The organism is Agrobacterium sp. O3.4 (genome assembly GCF_041414895.1).
GTDB lineage: Bacteria > Pseudomonadota > Alphaproteobacteria > Rhizobiales > Rhizobiaceae > Agrobacterium > Agrobacterium cucumeris.
The window spans coordinates 149,942-166,024 of sequence record NZ_JALPZP010000009.1; the positions used below are offsets into that span (position 1 = coordinate 149,942).

Here is a 16,083-nt window from a genome sequence, read left to right on the forward strand (position 1 = left end):
GTTGGAAGAGGTGCTCGGCATAGTTCGCCGGTCGGCATAAACCGCCTTATGCCGCGCGCGGCATAATGCTGTCATGATCAGTGTCGCCATGAAGGCGGCGCGATCGGCACCTCGATCCGATCCGGCGAAGAGCCATGACTTCCTCCCGAGAGCAAAGCCTCTCAGCGCTCGTTCGGCCGCGTTGTTCGTGAGACAAATCCTGCCCTCGTCGAGGAAAGACGTGAAGCCGTTCCAGCGCTTCAGCATGTAGTCGATCGGCTCGGCGACTGGAGAACTGCGCGACAGTTTTGCCCGTTCGGTTTGAAGCCAGCAGTGCAGTTCGCCGACAAGCGGCAGGCTGTCCTTGCGACGGCGCTCCAGGCGTTCCGCTGCGGCAAGCCCGTTGATCTGCCGCTCGATGTCGAACAGGGCATCGATCCGTTTGACGGCCTCCAACGCCATAGGCGAGATCGGTGCGGCGCGGCTGCCGCGTTTGGCATTCGTGGCGATGTCGGCCAGCACGAAGAACTTGCGCCTCGCGTGCGACCAGCAGAGCGCCTGCGTCAGCGGCCCCGGATCGCGGTCTACCTTGAACAGCGGATTGTAGCCGCCAATATGTTCTGCCGAACATATCGGGGGCTATGTTGCGGCCGTCCATATGTGGCCCTGCTGACCTATACCCTTTGTCAACTGAGTATTTGGGCCCGATTTGACGCAACATAAATCGCAAGTTTGGCAGCCGGACCTTTTCTCGTTTGGAGGTTCGACATGGATCACCCTTCCTTTTCCGACCAAGCCGCTGATGCCCTATTTACCGAAGTGCCATTTGCTGACGAGCGGAACCGCTATTTGCATCACTGCGCCACACTCGGAGCGAGACCCGAAGTTCTCAGGGTCAAACGCAACGAACTCCTGTGGATCGCGCGACATCTCGGTCCAGAGGCTGCGGCCGGCGTCGGCATGGCGGAGTTGTTGCCGATCGCGCAGGCTCGGCAGAATGTTCACGGTGCGGCTACCGCTGCACGTCGGGTCGTCGATATCGGGCGCCCCTGGCTGAAGTTCCTTGGCTGGTGGCGTGAGCCCACTGTCATATTGTCGTACCAGGCGCAACTCGACCGGTATGTTGGCTGGATGCGCGACGAACGCGGATTGACACCGTCGACGGTGGAACAATGGGGGCGCATAGCCGGCAGATTCTTGCTGTGGTGCGAACAGTCGAGCCACCGGCTCAAGGATTTGAAGGCAGAAGACATCGACAACTATATAGCGACCCAAGGGGCCGGACGCTGGGGTCGTGTCTCGATTGCATACATCGTCTCAGCCTTGCGCGGATTTCTTCGATATGCGGCAAAAGAGGCTTGGTGCTCAGACCGCCTGGTGTCGTCAATATCGCGGCCTCGGCTCTATCGACAAGAATCTCTGCCATATGCCCCAGACTGGTCGGACGTCCAAAAGATGTTGGCTGATGTCGATACCGACCGGCCCCGCGATATCCGAGACCGCGCGATCCTAATGTTGCTGGCGGTATATGGTATGCGGCGCGGCGAAGTAGCCGCGCTGCGGCTCGACCAAATCGACTGGGCGGGGCGAACGCTTCGGCTTTTCCGCTTAAAGCGCCGACAAGCCCAGATCTATCCGCTGGTGCCCTCCGTTGCGGAAGCATTGGCACGCTACGTGGACAGAGTCCGCCCGCCGTCGTCGTGCCGAGAGGTTTTCCTCCGGATGCAGGCGCCTCGACATCCCTTAGGGGCCTCCAGCATTTATAGCGTCGCCAATCGGCGATTTGTTGCGCTCAACTTTATGGACCGCCTCTTAAGGGCGGTGGAGCGTCGTGACCGGAAGAAGTTGACCGACGTGCAAGCCGTCAGCGGTTGCGCAAACGACGATGATATCCGTCTCCAGCGCAGTGTCTTGGCCCAATGCCTGATTTTATACAGCCGAGTTCAATAAGCGAAGTGGCGCACACTGTCATCAGAACTTTCCTGCCAACCGCCCGAGGTCTCCAAACGAACAAAACCGCCTTACAACGGGCCTTGCTTCAAGATATTACCGAAACGTGCTCCCTCATGAAAAGGTCGCGAATAGGTTGCGGCTATCATCGCTCTTGATCATGGCGCACCTCATAAGCGACCCAAGGCAAAGCACGATGTCGCCTTATGTGGGGTGGCAGGATATATTGTGGTGTAAACGAGCTAAGTACAAGAGCTTTGAAGCGATTTTTGAGCACGTTTTTGCTATATTACCAGATGGTGTCCGGGTATGTTTAAAAGTGATTAATACAGCCTATCTAATTACAATTTTTATTTAAGATATTAAAATAATAATAATATCCGCGCCTTTAAATAATAAAGGTGAAAATTTTATCGCCAATCGTCGTCGTGCAACAATACGTGAGCCTGCACTTATTTTCCAAATTATATAAATAGGAAATACAAGCAGATTGGAGCAATTAGAAAGGGCGCCAATAATATTCACTACTAACATTTTATAAAAAGAACAAATACATCTGTCGACTATGCCGTACGAGTTGGTCGGGCAAAGCGGAGACTCGCCACAAGTTGAAGTCGTGAGAGGCGATGGGCACATCGTCAGAGCTGAGTGCGGCATCGAGCTCGGAAAGATTGCGCCTGCCTATCTCTCCGAGAGCAGCGAGCAACGACGTTTCAGTGCATTCCTGTACTCGCTTTCCGAGATTGTACATGCCTCTGTGTTCGATGACTTGAAGAGGCAGAGTCTCTTCAAGACGTTCAAGGAGGTTCGGTACCGAGTGCCGGGCGAGACCTCATCCGCCGTGACACCATTTGGGAGATCCCATTCGAGCTTCCACTCGGGCCAACATGTGCCTTTCACGGGGAACGGTTTGCGCTGGCAAAGGATATCGTTTTCCATCGGTTTCGGAAGGCTGCCAGATAAATATGAGCTTTTCTAAAAAGGATTCTTGTAATAATTAATCCTTATCCGGCGGGAGTCTTAAGTACTTAATGATGTTGAAAGAATTTATATTAAAAATATTCTATTCTGAATTATTGATTAATTAAATAAAGTATATAAAATATAAATAATTTTCGGTGAAAAAGATTCCATAGTTATTTATTCAATAATGCAGTGGCTCATGGAGATATTATATTATTTCTGGCGTTGTGTATTGAAATAGTCGCCGGAGTGGCGGATCATAGACACTAAAATAGAAAAAACTAAGTAACAACTGAAGCAATTATGACTTCTTTCCCTTCCTACGGTGACTATGGATGTAATAGAACAGCGGCAGATCGGAGCGATCACTTGCTCAGATCGGGCAACAACACGCCGAGATCGCCAAGAATTGCAGAGAGAGCATCCTCATTCGGTATGGCGAAGACGTTGGTTCCAGTGGGCTTCGTCTCACGGGTACCGACCCAGAACGCGATACCATTCTCCTTGTTGCCAACAGCGGTCAGCATATCTTTATCGTTTTCGCCGTTGCCGCACGCTATATGTAGGCCGATCTCACGAGGGAGTAGATTGACATAAGCAAAATAGCCTTTGCGCTTGCCTGGCGTTTCCTCGGGCATAACGCAATGACCCTCGGGTACTGCGGTCGCCCGGAAAGTGCGTCCCCAGGAATGATCTACACGCGGAAGAAGCGATGAAAGCAGATCTCCGGCCGATTGGTAACGTGGATGAGAGTCCCACATCTGACAGCCATAGAAATGCTCCATCGGAATGTTGCGGATTTCTGGGTTGCCGCCAAATTCGCTCTCCATAACCGCATGAATGCGGCTCCAGTTGGGCAGGGGAACGGATTCAAAACGTTGACCTTTGAAGATTGTGACCGTTCCGTCATTCCCTTGAAAATCAATACCTGGAATGTCTTTGAAGGGCGAAGCAGCGATTTCGCCGCAGTGGCGAGCGGACGTCAGCAGTAGGTAATGTCCCTTCCGGGCGATCTTGGTCAAATTGTCGATGATATCGATGGCAGGATTAATTTCCCAGCACTGACGGTTTCGATCTTGCTTAAAGGCGGTGCCATCACCATCGAAGGCGAGCAGAACCCGGAGAGAGGGATCCGTAAGACCGCGTGCTACCCGTTCCGCGATATCCGGAATGACCTCAACAAGAGACATATTCAAAGCTGGTGTAAATACGATCTGAATGAAGCCTTAAATGTAACGCAGCGCGGCAAGCATTAGTTGACTTTTTGGTGAGAGAAATAACTCTTAGCAGGGATTAGTTGGCCAGCCATTATCAATGTGGGGCCAGGCTGACAATGTTTGCGTGCAAGGCCGGATTATGTCGATGTAGACCTGCAGACCCGTTGACTTCCTATAAACACCGCCAATCATCCACCTCTCCCTTTCCAAGGTCTTGCCTTTTTTGCCTTGCTACCATGCCAGCCAGCGACGCGATGTGCGCTGCCGCGGTCGCCTTCCCGGAGGGTAACTGGAAGAGAGAACTCGCTGCGCTGCAGATTTTGCATGATCCTGTAGATGTGATTACGGCCGCTGTCGCCAGAGGTCTTAGCGGCATATGTAATGTCGTTGCTGCAATGGATGCCGAAAAAGTGACAGGCCTCGGCGACGTCATTCGGCGGATGCCTGCTCTAAATCACCGAATTGCCGTCGCCGCCGGTGAAACTCCAGTGCGAGACCTCGGAATAGGGTACCAGTGCGCAATCTGCCACCCCGACATAGCAAGTGCTATGTTAGCCACTTCCGACGGGATCAGCCATGCTGTCCGTGAAAAGATCGAGAAAGAAGTTGCTCAGGATATTGGAGAAGGTGCCATCGTATACATCTTCATTCAGCCGAGGATGAGTTCCAGCAACTCTCCGGTTTCTGTCCATTTCACCCTCCAGTTTGCGAGTTCTGGAGCTCTCGTCGAAGCCAGAATGATAGAGAGTTACAATTTTATGAAAGGCGATGGCACAGTGACTGCAGAGAAATTGAAAAGTCATTGGAAGCAGCACGGTATTCGCAGACCAAGTCCACGTCCGCCCAGGTCCAAATTTGAACTTCTTTTCGCTCCGGTCCCCGACAACAGTAAACTTGCCGCCGCCGATTTCACCCATCTCGGCTTGGTCGAGCGGGATAGAGAATTGCTTGGCAGTACGGTCTTCGGAATTGCCGCCAATAAACCTGGGACGGTAGTTTATCAGTGTGACAAGGTTCTGTGTCTGGAAGTGGATGTCGAGTCACACCGCGCGTTGGAGGTGCTTCACCGCCTTGGGGAGCAGGTATATAGGGCTGGTTGGGGCACGAGTTTCGGTCTTCACACAGGCCCTTCATCTTGTCTTAATCTTTCCGCTGCTGCACTCGCCACCTTTTTCAAACGGACTGATCTTTGTTCCGTCCCGCTGAGTGATGTTTTTTGTCTCTTCTGCGACCATGCCAGCCGTTGCTACGCCGCCAAAGAAGACGGACTTCCACTCACCGCCTTCTCCCTCGAAAATGAAAGTCAGTTTGAACTCGTCGACCCCCAGGTTGTCAGAAAATACGTTCTCGGTCTTTTCGACGCCCCGACAATGGTTGAGCCCCGCGATATCAGCAGAGCGAGCTTCTGCAGCCAATATATAACTTTCCGGGAACCACATCCCTGTAAGGAGTTCAATGAAATTGGTGTTCTGATCCTCGATGCTGCTGCTAAAATGCTCGAAAGTTATGCCGAATTCCTGGAAGACGATGGAAGCGATGATAATGAAATTGCGAGCGTTAAAGATGTATTTGGCTTAATTGATAGGACATTATGAGCACGATACAAAACAGAAGCAGTAACGGAAGTTTCCAATGTGTTTGATATTTGTGTTGCCATTGTATGTTGAATTCCTTTTGTCAATCTTATTGCATGTTCGAAATTGCATAAATTTGGGCCGTAATTTTCCGACTTTTTTGAATTTTCGTTCATCTCTTTAATTGTTGATGTTGTCTAGGGAGACAGCTTTATTGAATTTCAATGACATGTCGCCATTTACGTGTACATCAGAATAAAAAGATAATTCCGGCAAATAGTTTCAATTTATATATATTACATCCAGATTTACATTAACAAAGCATGCCTTCTATAAACAAAAGGAAATTCTATATTCTCTCAATACTCCATATCTACATGATGGATCTTCCCTATAACCGCCCCCGTTTCCCCCCGTTTGCTATCACCGGTCTACCTAGTGCGGCCAAACTGAAACGAGCAATTTCTCGGGCCTTTGTCTGCTATGACCAGTTTTGCGATGAACTCCTACAATATCAGCAAAGGTGGACGGATTGGGTGTTCGACCACGGATTTGCAGAAGCCATAGAAGACATGGCTCTGGTGTTCCAGATTGAACCTTGCCTTCATGGTCCCCGAACAGGCACACTGGAAGTGCTGAGATCTTGTCGCACGAAGGTCTTCATTTATACGTCGTACCGCAGGTTGCGCCACTTTGTTGAGAACCAGTGCATTGCTCAACCTGGCGACGCCGTCCTTGCTTGCATGATCCCGCCCTACGTGAGTGACCTCTCACTGCAGGAAATGTCTCGAGCCCACAATAGTTTTTGTCCAGGCAGTCACACGAGCATTGCAGACGTGCAGTGCTTTATTGCCATCCAACTCAGCAGCCTATTTGTTGAGGAGGGTACATGTGATGTGCATGGGCGAAATGGATTAAAAACAACCTGCCGCTTCTTTCGTCGTCCCGCTGAGTGCTTCAGCCGTTACGACATAGTTGCAATAGGGTCTGTGCTCTTTCACAACGCATTGCATCAGCCAGCGAACTACAATGAGGATCTTTCTTGCTTCGATCTGCGGTACGACTATCAGGTTTTCCTCCATGAGCGCGATGCCAATGATGGTGTGGGGCATTATCCGGAAGGCACACCACTACCTAGTGTCGCCATCGTAGGTGGTGGGCTCTCTGGCCTTGTTGCTGCTGCAGAACTACTTGACGCTGGCGTCAGGGAAATAGCCCTTTTTACCCCAGTAGATGAGGTTCGGAGTTTGGGTGTATCGCCGATGTCAAACGGCGACGCTCGCCAGGTCTTGACGTCATTCGGTGTCATGCCCATCTCCGGCAACCAAGTTTGTCTGTCATACTATCTGGATAAGTTTAGAATTCCGTCCAGCCTTCGTTTTCCTTGTGCCGGCAACGATCACACAGCACTCTACTTCCGGAAAAAACGTTACGAATGGCCGGCTGGACAAGCTCCACCAGGTGAATTCCAGCGGATATCTGCAGGGTGGGAGAAACTACTATACCACGGGTGTGAACGGAACGGCAGGAGGCTGATCGCTCCGATGGATATCTTTTCCATGCTGAGAGGTCGGCGTTATGAAGAAGCCTCGGAAGCAAGGCGGGCTTGGCTCAGGGAGTTTGATAATTTCACTTTCCATGCCGCTCTGGTCGAGATCTTCAGCTGCGGTGTCGAGAGTCCTGGTGGGGCGGCATGGCAAACAACTGATTTTGCTGCTTTCGGGATGATGAGATTGGGCGGCGGCCGAGTTTCTTCCTGTTACACCCTACTGTTTTCGACAGTCCTGGACTGGATAATCAATGGGTACGAGGAGGACCAGTATATCTCTGTTGGAGGGGTTCATCTTTTGCAGGCTCTGATGCGCATTGAGATATTCAAGAGAAAAGTAGGATTCCATTTTGACCCCCTGCGTGGACTAGCCAAGGAGGGCGGGAAAGTGAAGGTATGCATGAAAGATGGCCGTTCGCGCGTTTTTGACCAGGTCATCATTGGCGGGCGAGGTGGGCCCGATGCAACTAATATCACTCCGGTTAGCCATGTGACCTGTGTCGGCTATGATATCGAAGCCCCCGCTGGAAACTCGTCTGCTACTGTTAACGCAGCACTTTTCATGATCACAAAGCAAAAATTCTGGCTTGATGACGATATCCCAGCTTTGATCTGGACGGATGGGCTCGTCCGTGAGCTCTGTTGTATTGACATCGAATCGCCATCGGGAGAGGGGCTTGTTATTTTTCATTATGAAATGAACGACTATCTATCCCGCCCGTTCCAGTCCGATGAGAAGAAGAGAAGGTGCTTGGATTTAGTCAGAGAACTTGCTGCTGTCTTTCCTGAATTGGCTTGTCATTTGGTTCCAGTCAACGAAGATTACGAAGAATATGTCTTCGACGGCCACTTGAAGGATGGTTTCAGGGCCTCTTTATGGAGGGAAAATTCTCTTAAAAAATGTCAGTACAGCCAAGATCCGCATATGTATGATTCTCCGTTAATGGAGCATGGGGCAGTTTGCCAGATTGACAGTAAGGACTGCGTAAACGGAGCTTTGTTCGAAGAGCAGGTTAAGACGGGCATCATAACGGCCTGCACCGTCATTCGCAGCACCGGCGGGACACTATCTTCACTCCATCCCCTGGATTGGAATAAAATATATTTTCCTGCTTAAGTATATTAATGTATTAGTGCGTATTAATCCCGTAAGCCTGTAAGCTGCAGTAGCGGCGCTCAACTTAGCTTTCCATGAATAATAATGTTTTTCCTTTATTTTTGATTGAATCCTGCTTAAAAAATATTCTTTGAGTGGGCTTAAAATGACATTAATCAGATTCCAAAAATTTCCATCTGTGACCATTAGCGCCTTGATCGATGACATTAAAGTCTTCACATCTCCAGAGAAATGCCTTCGTGATTGCTTGTCTCCACGTGCTTTCGCATCTTGACAGCTAATAGCGGGCCCCTTGACACACTAGCCGGCCACGCAATTCGAGATATTCCCACTAACCCCAATGAGGTCACTGCATTCGTCATTGGCAGCCGCCCCACTTGCATTCGCCACTGTGCCGTTTGGGGTCCACTAGCCGCTAATTAGGACTGCATATATTTTGGACGAGCTAAGGGGTCACTATCACCTTCGGTTTGAATTTCCTTTTCACAAGACTTTAATGTTGCCAATTGAGCAGGCTGAAAGAAAATCCGCAATCAACGGAGAAAGGTTAACAGCCAAACAAAAAAAGAATGCTTCATCATTGCATAGGGTCTACAACGACCATTACTTTCGGCGGTGGGCCTTCTACTATTTTTTTCTTAGTCTTCGGCCAGCCATTTGTTAACTTCCTATATAAATCGCTTCACCAGAAGAATGAATTATTTAGATCATGCTGTAATGCTTCAATGCTGTAAGTTCTAAATGTTTGTTTCGTTTTGCAAGAAATCTATTTTGCTAACAGCACTTCTTTTATTCTCAGGATGGAACTAGCCGGAATAAACGTTGTCGGAATGGCCCAGACCTTTGGAGAGGCCTCGCTCGTTGTCTCCGACCTATTTCGGCGGGCTAAGGTCAAGAAGAAGAAGGCCAAACGTGTGTCGCCGGGCGATTTCCTCCCTGACCAAATTGCAGAGCTTGATGATCTGAGCGTCACTCCTCTGGCTATAACTTCTCCTGGGCCTCCCGTGATGGTCAATGATCACGGAATTGCCACGAGGGGACGCTTTGTCGCTGGACCGGAATATTCAGACCTACGGGGTTAATACGCAGTTCTAAACAAACCTACGGGATTAATACGCACGTGGCTCTATAATTTCGATTCATCTCGCCGCCGGAGATGATGTCGGCTATTTTCTCGTTGGTACAATAAGTTGCGAGCCACCGTGCGATTGTTTTTAATTTTCTATATAGTACTTTAACGTCTCTCTATGGCGATTTGTAATGTTTGGAATATTATTGTCTGTTAAGGCGCCTTTGTAACAATATCAATGTAAAAGCATTATCAGTATTGTGTGAGATCTCTATAAATATCGAAATGATTTGCCTATTTTCTGAAAATTGGCGGCAGAAATAATGCTGTAATAATTTATTTCAACACAAGTAAAATACATCGTGGCGTACGCTACACAACTCCTAACAGGAGCATAGGGGCTACGCCGGAAAACATAGAAATCCTACCAAACTTATAGTTAAAGGTGGCCTGCAGGGGACCTCAAGTCGCCGAGGTTTCTTTCTTCAGATTTACTATAGCAGGCTTCATATCACCCTCTTCACGTTTCTGGTTGGGTCCCGAGAGCCGCAGGGTGAGGTCTGGCTCCGGTGACGGTACCGCCGGTCGTGGCATCACGCCAGCATTTTTGGTGAACTGTGTGATGCCGCAAGCAATGACGTCATAGGAGCGGTTTCCAGTGCCTTGCCGCACGAAGAAGGTGCAGGCTACCTCCCTGCCGTACACATTTGTCACTTTTAACTCCAGCAGGTGAATGAACAAGGTACTTGCAAAAATGGCGATAAAACCTTCCAGATCAGGTTCTTCCACGCGGCGGTGCGGCCAAGCAATGTTGTGAGCACGGACCATCTCCTGGAGGGCGAGGTCGCTACGATAGGGTTGCATCGTGGTCGCCAGCACGGCCTCTAATCCAAACGTGATGGATTTTTCCTCCAGTACTTTCTGCATCTTCTCGCGAGATAGATAGACAAATACATGTCGGTCGTTTTCTCTGGCCAAATCCGGTTGATCGACAAGCATGGGGGGATGATAACATACTTTGTTTTTTAGAAGATGGGCCAGTTGTTTAAGTATGACCACCGGCGGACGGTTTTCCTCCAAATCAAGCACGCCTTGGGCCCACCTTTTCTGGAAATCCATGAGAGTTTTGCTATAGACTTGGCTATAGATTAAAAATGCAAATTGGATCTCATTGAACAAGTTAAGCTGGTTCCAGGCTTTTGTGAGATCTCGTGGTTGAAAGCGTTGAAGGAATAGTAATCGAGGAGGCATTGTGATGTGAGGTTGGGGATAACTGTGGAATAACGGCAAGTTCAGTGCCATTTAAAGTACGCCGCCGGCAAGTGGCATCAATCAGCCACAGTTTCCGGTCGGGAAAGCCAGAGGCAATCTGGCAATAATCACCATCGCATCAAAATCGATGCTCGGACATGGCGGCCTTAAAACCTGGATCAAGCGAAAAATAATGCCTGCTTGATTGGTCACGAGGTCATAGTAGTGGGCTAGCATTTTTGTCTTTTTTGTTTGGCTTTAGTGAAAGTGTATCTAAAAGATACCTGAAATGGGGAGGGGTGGGGTAGAGCTTAAAGTTTGCCGAATATTGGGTTTCGTGAAAGCTGCACGGGCAACTTGTTGATGGTTGCACTCTCGATGCTATTTATAATTAAGATGTAATTATTGCCGCTACGTGTAGTTATTGCCGATAATATCATAAATTCTATTGATGTATGTGGTATATTTTGAAATTGCATATGTCTGCTCATACAAATAATTTATTTCAATTACGCAATTACTCTTATGCCAATAAAATGTGGATTATATAGCAAGTGTAATCTTAAATACAATTTGGACCTATACGACTTAATATTGCCACGCCAGGCAACCAGTCCATTCGGATCTTGCTATAAGTGCCATACTGATACAAGTTTTAGATTTGAAGCCCATCAATCGTTTTAGAGCCCAAAAATCAAAATGGGCCGAAATAGCATTTATCTAAAAGAAGGAATCGTGGCTAGTTAAGTGCTTTGAATGAGATCCCATGGAAAAGCGACACCTGTGTGGTGCAGACAGGCCTAACGTGGTGCACAGGTTGAAAAAGTAGTGCCTTTTCGCAGCATAAATAAAGGTAGGCGCGTGCGACCATAATTAAAGGAAAAAGAAAGATGCTATTGACGATGTGACACCATTATTGGACAGCAGAACCTATTCCCACTCGTGCTTTTGCAAAGATGCAAAACCCTTAAAGGCCATTTTAAGTACAGACACGTGCCGGTCTATAATTATTTTACAAATGTGAGACGTGGAACATCGATAGTCGTATAATTTATGAATATTGGGTTTTGCAGCTATACCTAACTGATATTCAACTCATATAAGCAAAAGCATCTATAAAGGGAATGGTGCTTCCAGTTCTGGGTGCACGCCACTATTGTTTCCTACTTTGCTAACATGGCGGAATTTGACCTATGTGCTCTCTTTTCCAGTCTTAAGGTAGGCGACGTATCGTCCAGCGATGAGCTAAAGAAACACATCCAGAGCGCCTCAAAGGAGCGGACCCCCCTGACGGAGCCGGGTGAGGGCCAGTCGATGGATGTTGACGAAGAGGGCGGTCGCCAAGACCCTGGGATACTGTACCTCTACGTCGATTGCCCGACGATGATGCGATGCTTTTATGGAGGGTCTTTGCCCTACAATTCCACGCACGGCGCGCTCATCACCAATCTTCCACCATACCAGAAAGATGTAAGTCTCGGTGAGGTGTGCAGGGGGCTTAGGCAGGCATCAGGATTCTTTGGATACGAGGATGTTATCCGGAGCGCCTACTTCGCCGCACTTTCTGTCCCCGGGTACTTCGTCAAGCTGGATGGGCAGATGGAACTAACTTCAACAAAGGGAAAGTCTCTGACCTTCGACCTTTATGCCAGCAACCAGCTCAGGCTCGAACCTGGTGCGTTGGTGAGGCATGGCGAATGCAAATTTGGAATGGAGTGATGGCAGTAGCTGTTCTGACGGTGCCCAGAGGCTGGAGGTGGTACCTGTTTCACGCTAGAAATATAAATGTAATAAACTCATGGATCTGGTTGATGTAACCTGCGCCATGGATGCACTTGTTCTTTTTTGGTTCCGATGGATGGGTTGTTTGCTTGAAATGAAACCTGCCTGTTCGAAATTTGGTTATCACTTTTTCCATTTATGTTTTTAATTATTTGTGTATTAAAGAAAATAGTTCACATAGCCGCAATATATGACCGAAGCTGGCCCGCAATGCCGCAATAGATGATTAATTTGTCAAACTTAGCTATCAATATCTCGATAGAAGTGCCCACATGTTTAAACTAGGCAAACTCGTTCTCCTTGAAAACTGATAATAAAGACAAGAAAATTAGCCCACTCTAAAAAGTCACATAGCAAATTCAACATAAAGAAACCAGAAGTCAGAGGAAAGACTTTTAATCCTTGATTATTTGAACGAAATAGCCGCAATACGCCAAAGTGTCGCCTTCATGATTGTTCAATAATTTCTGTAGCAAATGGAAAACGTTTTACAAACAATGTGGCCTTGGAGTAATAATCGGAAGAAAAGTTCATAAGTCAGATAATTTGCGTTGCTGACACTAGTGACCAAGCACCTTTAAATACCTCTGCTTCCCATGCATTTTTCCAAGTTAACCTAAAGTGGCAGTTGAATGGCTCGTTATTTCGGTGGTAGCTCTCAACGGCTTCATGTCGATGATTTTCGTTTGATCAAGGAGCCCACTCGACTGAAGGCTCAGCTTGTTAATGTGGTGGAAACCTACAAGGCTGCACAAACAGAGACGTTAAAGTACTATATACCATCTGCAACTGAGCGTGTGGCTCATATGGAGGCAGTCCATGTCAACAATGCAGAAATGGGGCTGCATCCGGCCGGGTTCAAGTATCCTCTGTCCTTCGTCTTTACCTCCCTGGCCGTGGCTAAAGCCTGCAAGGAGAACAAGCATCTCGTGTGCGAGGAGCATTTGGAGGGAGATCTGATATCGTGCGTCGTTCCTCCCTATCAGACAAATGTCTCACTCGCTGCTTTAAGGGAGATCCACAATTCCATTTCGGGAGGAGGGTACCGGAATCCAACAGACATGGATTATTTTGTGGCGATCTTGCCAGATGAAAATTTCGACTATCAGAGCTGTGAAATTGTCACCAAAAATGGCGGCGAAGGCCTTTGCAAGATTTATAGCAGACAACTGGAGGGGCCCTTAGCTTATGAGGCCATACTGGCAATTGGCAAGGTCCTGTTGGAATAGGCAGTGCACCGCTGATCCAACGGGAGTTTCGATTATATTTCGTATTATCTTACATGACTTAAGATCATGCATGTTTCGCTTGTTCTCCCGTGTGTCGGTTACGTTATTGTGTTAAAATAACGGGATGATGATATCAAGTGCTATTGTAAAATATGTTATATTTTGAATATCTATAATATAAGCGCTGTGTGCGCTCGATGGGTAGTTAAATGATCATGATATATATTTTTGGGTAATCAATCGCATTGCAGTGCCGTGTGCTTATTGAAGTAATATAGTGTTAAAATTATTTATTTAATATCTGATAACATATCAAAGGGTACAACGTGATAACAAAGACGGTGGATACAGCGTTTATTGGGATATCCGCTGGCCAGTTATACGTAAATAATACAGACAGAGTTTGAGAGAGCACGCAGATTGTAGCCAAGTTGAGTGACTTGCCGGTAGCACCGAAGCTAAGCTCAGGTGTTCCAAATTGACTGGCGTCGAGGTGACGAGCACGACGACCTTGCCGGACAATGCGGTCGCAGGGGGCTCAAGGCGGGTGGCTTGTAACGGACCTTGTGCTTCTTGTTGTAGCTTTCGTTGAGCATAACCATTGGGAAGGTTGCTGAACAACGGTAGCGCACCTTTTTCAAGCGAGGGTGGCAGAAGAACATATTTGCCCGTCGGCAGACGGCGGTGAGCATGACAGCTGCTAAGGGAGTTACTGGAATCGCGTGAGCGGTGAGCATGCCGTCCTGACTATCGGCGCCCAATCAACAGGACATCCTCAACATGTTTTCCAATTCCTTGAAACCTATCTTTATAGCATTGATCTCCAACCGATCTCGATTGAGGCCAAATTTAATATTCAAAAGAGAGTTTAGTGGAAATGGAATATAATCCCGTGGCGGAAGAAGAGCCTTCAAAAATGGCAGTCCACTAGGACAGTCAATAATATCCAAAAAGCATTGAAATTGGGTTGGGCACGAGAGGCTGACGCGGATGCCACTCGATTGCTAATGGAGTGGTTCCTTTTCTAGCATATCGAATCCATCGCTTCACTATATCCTTACCTGATTGGCTGAGCTGCGAGACCACCAATAACTTCCACTAATATCGAAAGTGTGGCTGCTTTGATTATGATGCTTTGTGAGAGGTTCTCTCCCCAATAAAGTCAAGTTGACAGATTCGGATACGCCCGGTTGAGATTTTATTTCATTTTTTATCTATTTCGCATCTCGAAAAGTTCACAGAAATCAACAAGGAGGAGGCCAGGTGTTTAAATAGGTTCCAGCTGCTCTAAAGTGATCAGAAGAGAATTTACAGCTGGAGGCACAAAGCACTAATCCTGCTAAAGCATGAGCATGGCAGATGAGTTGGAGCGTCAATTGGAAGGCATTTCTCTCGTTACAGTCCTGGGTCCGGATGTGAGGGCCGAGCTTGAGGCGGCGCTACGGGACTACCGCGATGATCTCGACTTCTGGAAAAGCAACGGTTACGCGGTGGCGGATCTCGATCAATCTGTGACGGTCGACAAGCTTCTTTTTATGTATATGGATGAACCAATAGCAGACTTGTGTGTAAAGAATCGCATCCTCGTTTGCAACAGCAATTCAGTCGCGAAAATTACTTCGCTTCCACCATACCTGCCTGGGGTTACAAGGGCCGAGGCGTTTGAGAAACTTAACTCCATTGTTTGTGGAGGTCCTGCATCTGGATCTCTTCAATCTGCTTGTTGCGACTATTTCGTGGCGTTCCTCCCCAGCAATTGTTTTGAGAAGACCGGTGAGATATCGGTGCGCACAGTGGACGGCGAGTGTGGCCCCTTCGATGTCTTTACCCGGCAGCGTCAGCCAGAGGATCAGAGCGATATGTTTTTTAAGTATGAAGAGATTGTATGTGCTGGAAAGAGTCTATTTTTTTGAAACTAGTGTGTTTTATCTGTGTAACATGTTATGGAGTCTGATCGTATGATGTAATAGCTAAATTTGGTATTAATAATGATTGATCGTTATATAAGAATTGTTATTAACATAATTAAGTTTAGAGTAAAGCAAGAGGGAAATAAATTAAAACACTTTATTCAGTTACAAACAATTATGAAAATACAAACATAATACAAACATAATACAAACGTCGCAGGAGAAAGATGACACCGTAGGATATTTATGAGCCAAGGATAGACTTGCCAGAAGGCGAGATCGTCCTCATAGCTTAGTCGCCTTGGGCGGGCCCTAACTGGTGGGCTCCATCTTGAGAAAAAACAGCTCCTTAGTCAGGAAGGTGGCTTCCAGAACAGCGCGACCAACCTTATAGATATCGTCGGCATACTCCGGCAGGATCTCACCGAGAACCGGTGTCGCAATATCTTCGGTGACTTCACCATACTGGACGATGACCTTGTTGCCGGTGCCC

Annotated in this window: 8 protein-coding genes and 2 pseudogenes; 6 read left to right on the forward strand and 4 right to left on the reverse strand. The window is 47.9% G+C overall.

The annotated features are described in order from the left end of the window. Nucleotides 1-66: 66 nt before the first annotated feature. Nucleotides 67-603 (reverse strand): annotated as a pseudogene (locus tag M0412_RS25190) (transposase); the annotation flags it as partial. 144 nt (nt 604-747) lie between these two features. Here M0412_RS25190 and M0412_RS25195 point away from each other — a divergent pair. Continuing rightward, a complete protein-coding gene (locus M0412_RS25195; protein WP_077768104.1) occupies nt 748-1,929 on the forward strand; it encodes a tyrosine-type recombinase/integrase in 1,182 nt (393 codons plus the stop codon). A gap of 1,328 nt (nt 1,930-3,257) precedes the next feature. Here M0412_RS25195 and M0412_RS25200 read toward each other — a convergent pair. Further along, entirely contained in the window at nt 3,258-4,082 is an 825-nt protein-coding gene (locus M0412_RS25200) for a hypothetical protein (protein WP_010900201.1), read from the reverse strand. A gap of 263 nt (nt 4,083-4,345) precedes the next feature. Here M0412_RS25200 and M0412_RS25205 point away from each other — a divergent pair, with 263 nt between their 5' ends. Next, nucleotides 4,346-5,704 (forward strand): hypothetical protein, encoded by a 1,359-nt coding sequence (locus M0412_RS25205; RefSeq protein ID WP_077768103.1) that lies wholly within the window; start codon nt 4,346-4,348, stop codon nt 5,702-5,704. 356 nt (nt 5,705-6,060) lie between these two features. After that, on the forward strand, nt 6,061-8,349 hold the full coding sequence (locus M0412_RS25210) for an FAD-dependent oxidoreductase (protein WP_161991480.1): 2,289 nt from the start codon (nt 6,061-6,063) through the stop codon (nt 8,347-8,349). 1,531 nt (nt 8,350-9,880) lie between these two features. Here the strand turns inward: M0412_RS25210 and M0412_RS25215 are convergent. Then, nucleotides 9,881-10,720, reverse strand: a complete 840-nt coding sequence (locus M0412_RS25215; RefSeq protein ID WP_077768174.1) for a RolB family protein — start codon at nt 10,718-10,720, stop codon at nt 9,881-9,883. A 1,263-nt stretch (nt 10,721-11,983) separates the two neighbouring features. Between M0412_RS25215 and M0412_RS25220 the strand changes: the two genes are divergently transcribed. The 3 genes from M0412_RS25220 (at nt 11,984) to M0412_RS25230 (ending at nt 15,593) form a co-directional block, all read left to right on the forward strand. Then, nucleotides 11,984-12,388 (forward strand): RolB family protein, encoded by a 405-nt coding sequence (locus tag M0412_RS25220; RefSeq protein WP_161596388.1) that lies wholly within the window; start codon nt 11,984-11,986, stop codon nt 12,386-12,388. 695 nt (nt 12,389-13,083) lie between these two features. Next, the gene (locus M0412_RS25225; protein WP_077768172.1) at nt 13,084-13,680 is read left to right on the forward strand and encodes a RolB family protein; all 597 of its coding nucleotides are present in this window, start codon (nt 13,084-13,086) and stop codon (nt 13,678-13,680) included. Between the two features lie 1,352 nt (nt 13,681-15,032). After that, nucleotides 15,033-15,593, forward strand: coding sequence for a RolB family protein (locus M0412_RS25230; RefSeq protein WP_161596389.1), 561 nt, complete (start codon nt 15,033-15,035; stop codon nt 15,591-15,593). Nucleotides 15,594-15,902: 309 nt separating this feature from the next. Here M0412_RS25230 and M0412_RS25235 read toward each other — a convergent pair. Continuing rightward, nucleotides 15,903-16,083, reverse strand: a pseudogene (locus M0412_RS25235) (hypothetical protein); the annotation flags it as partial.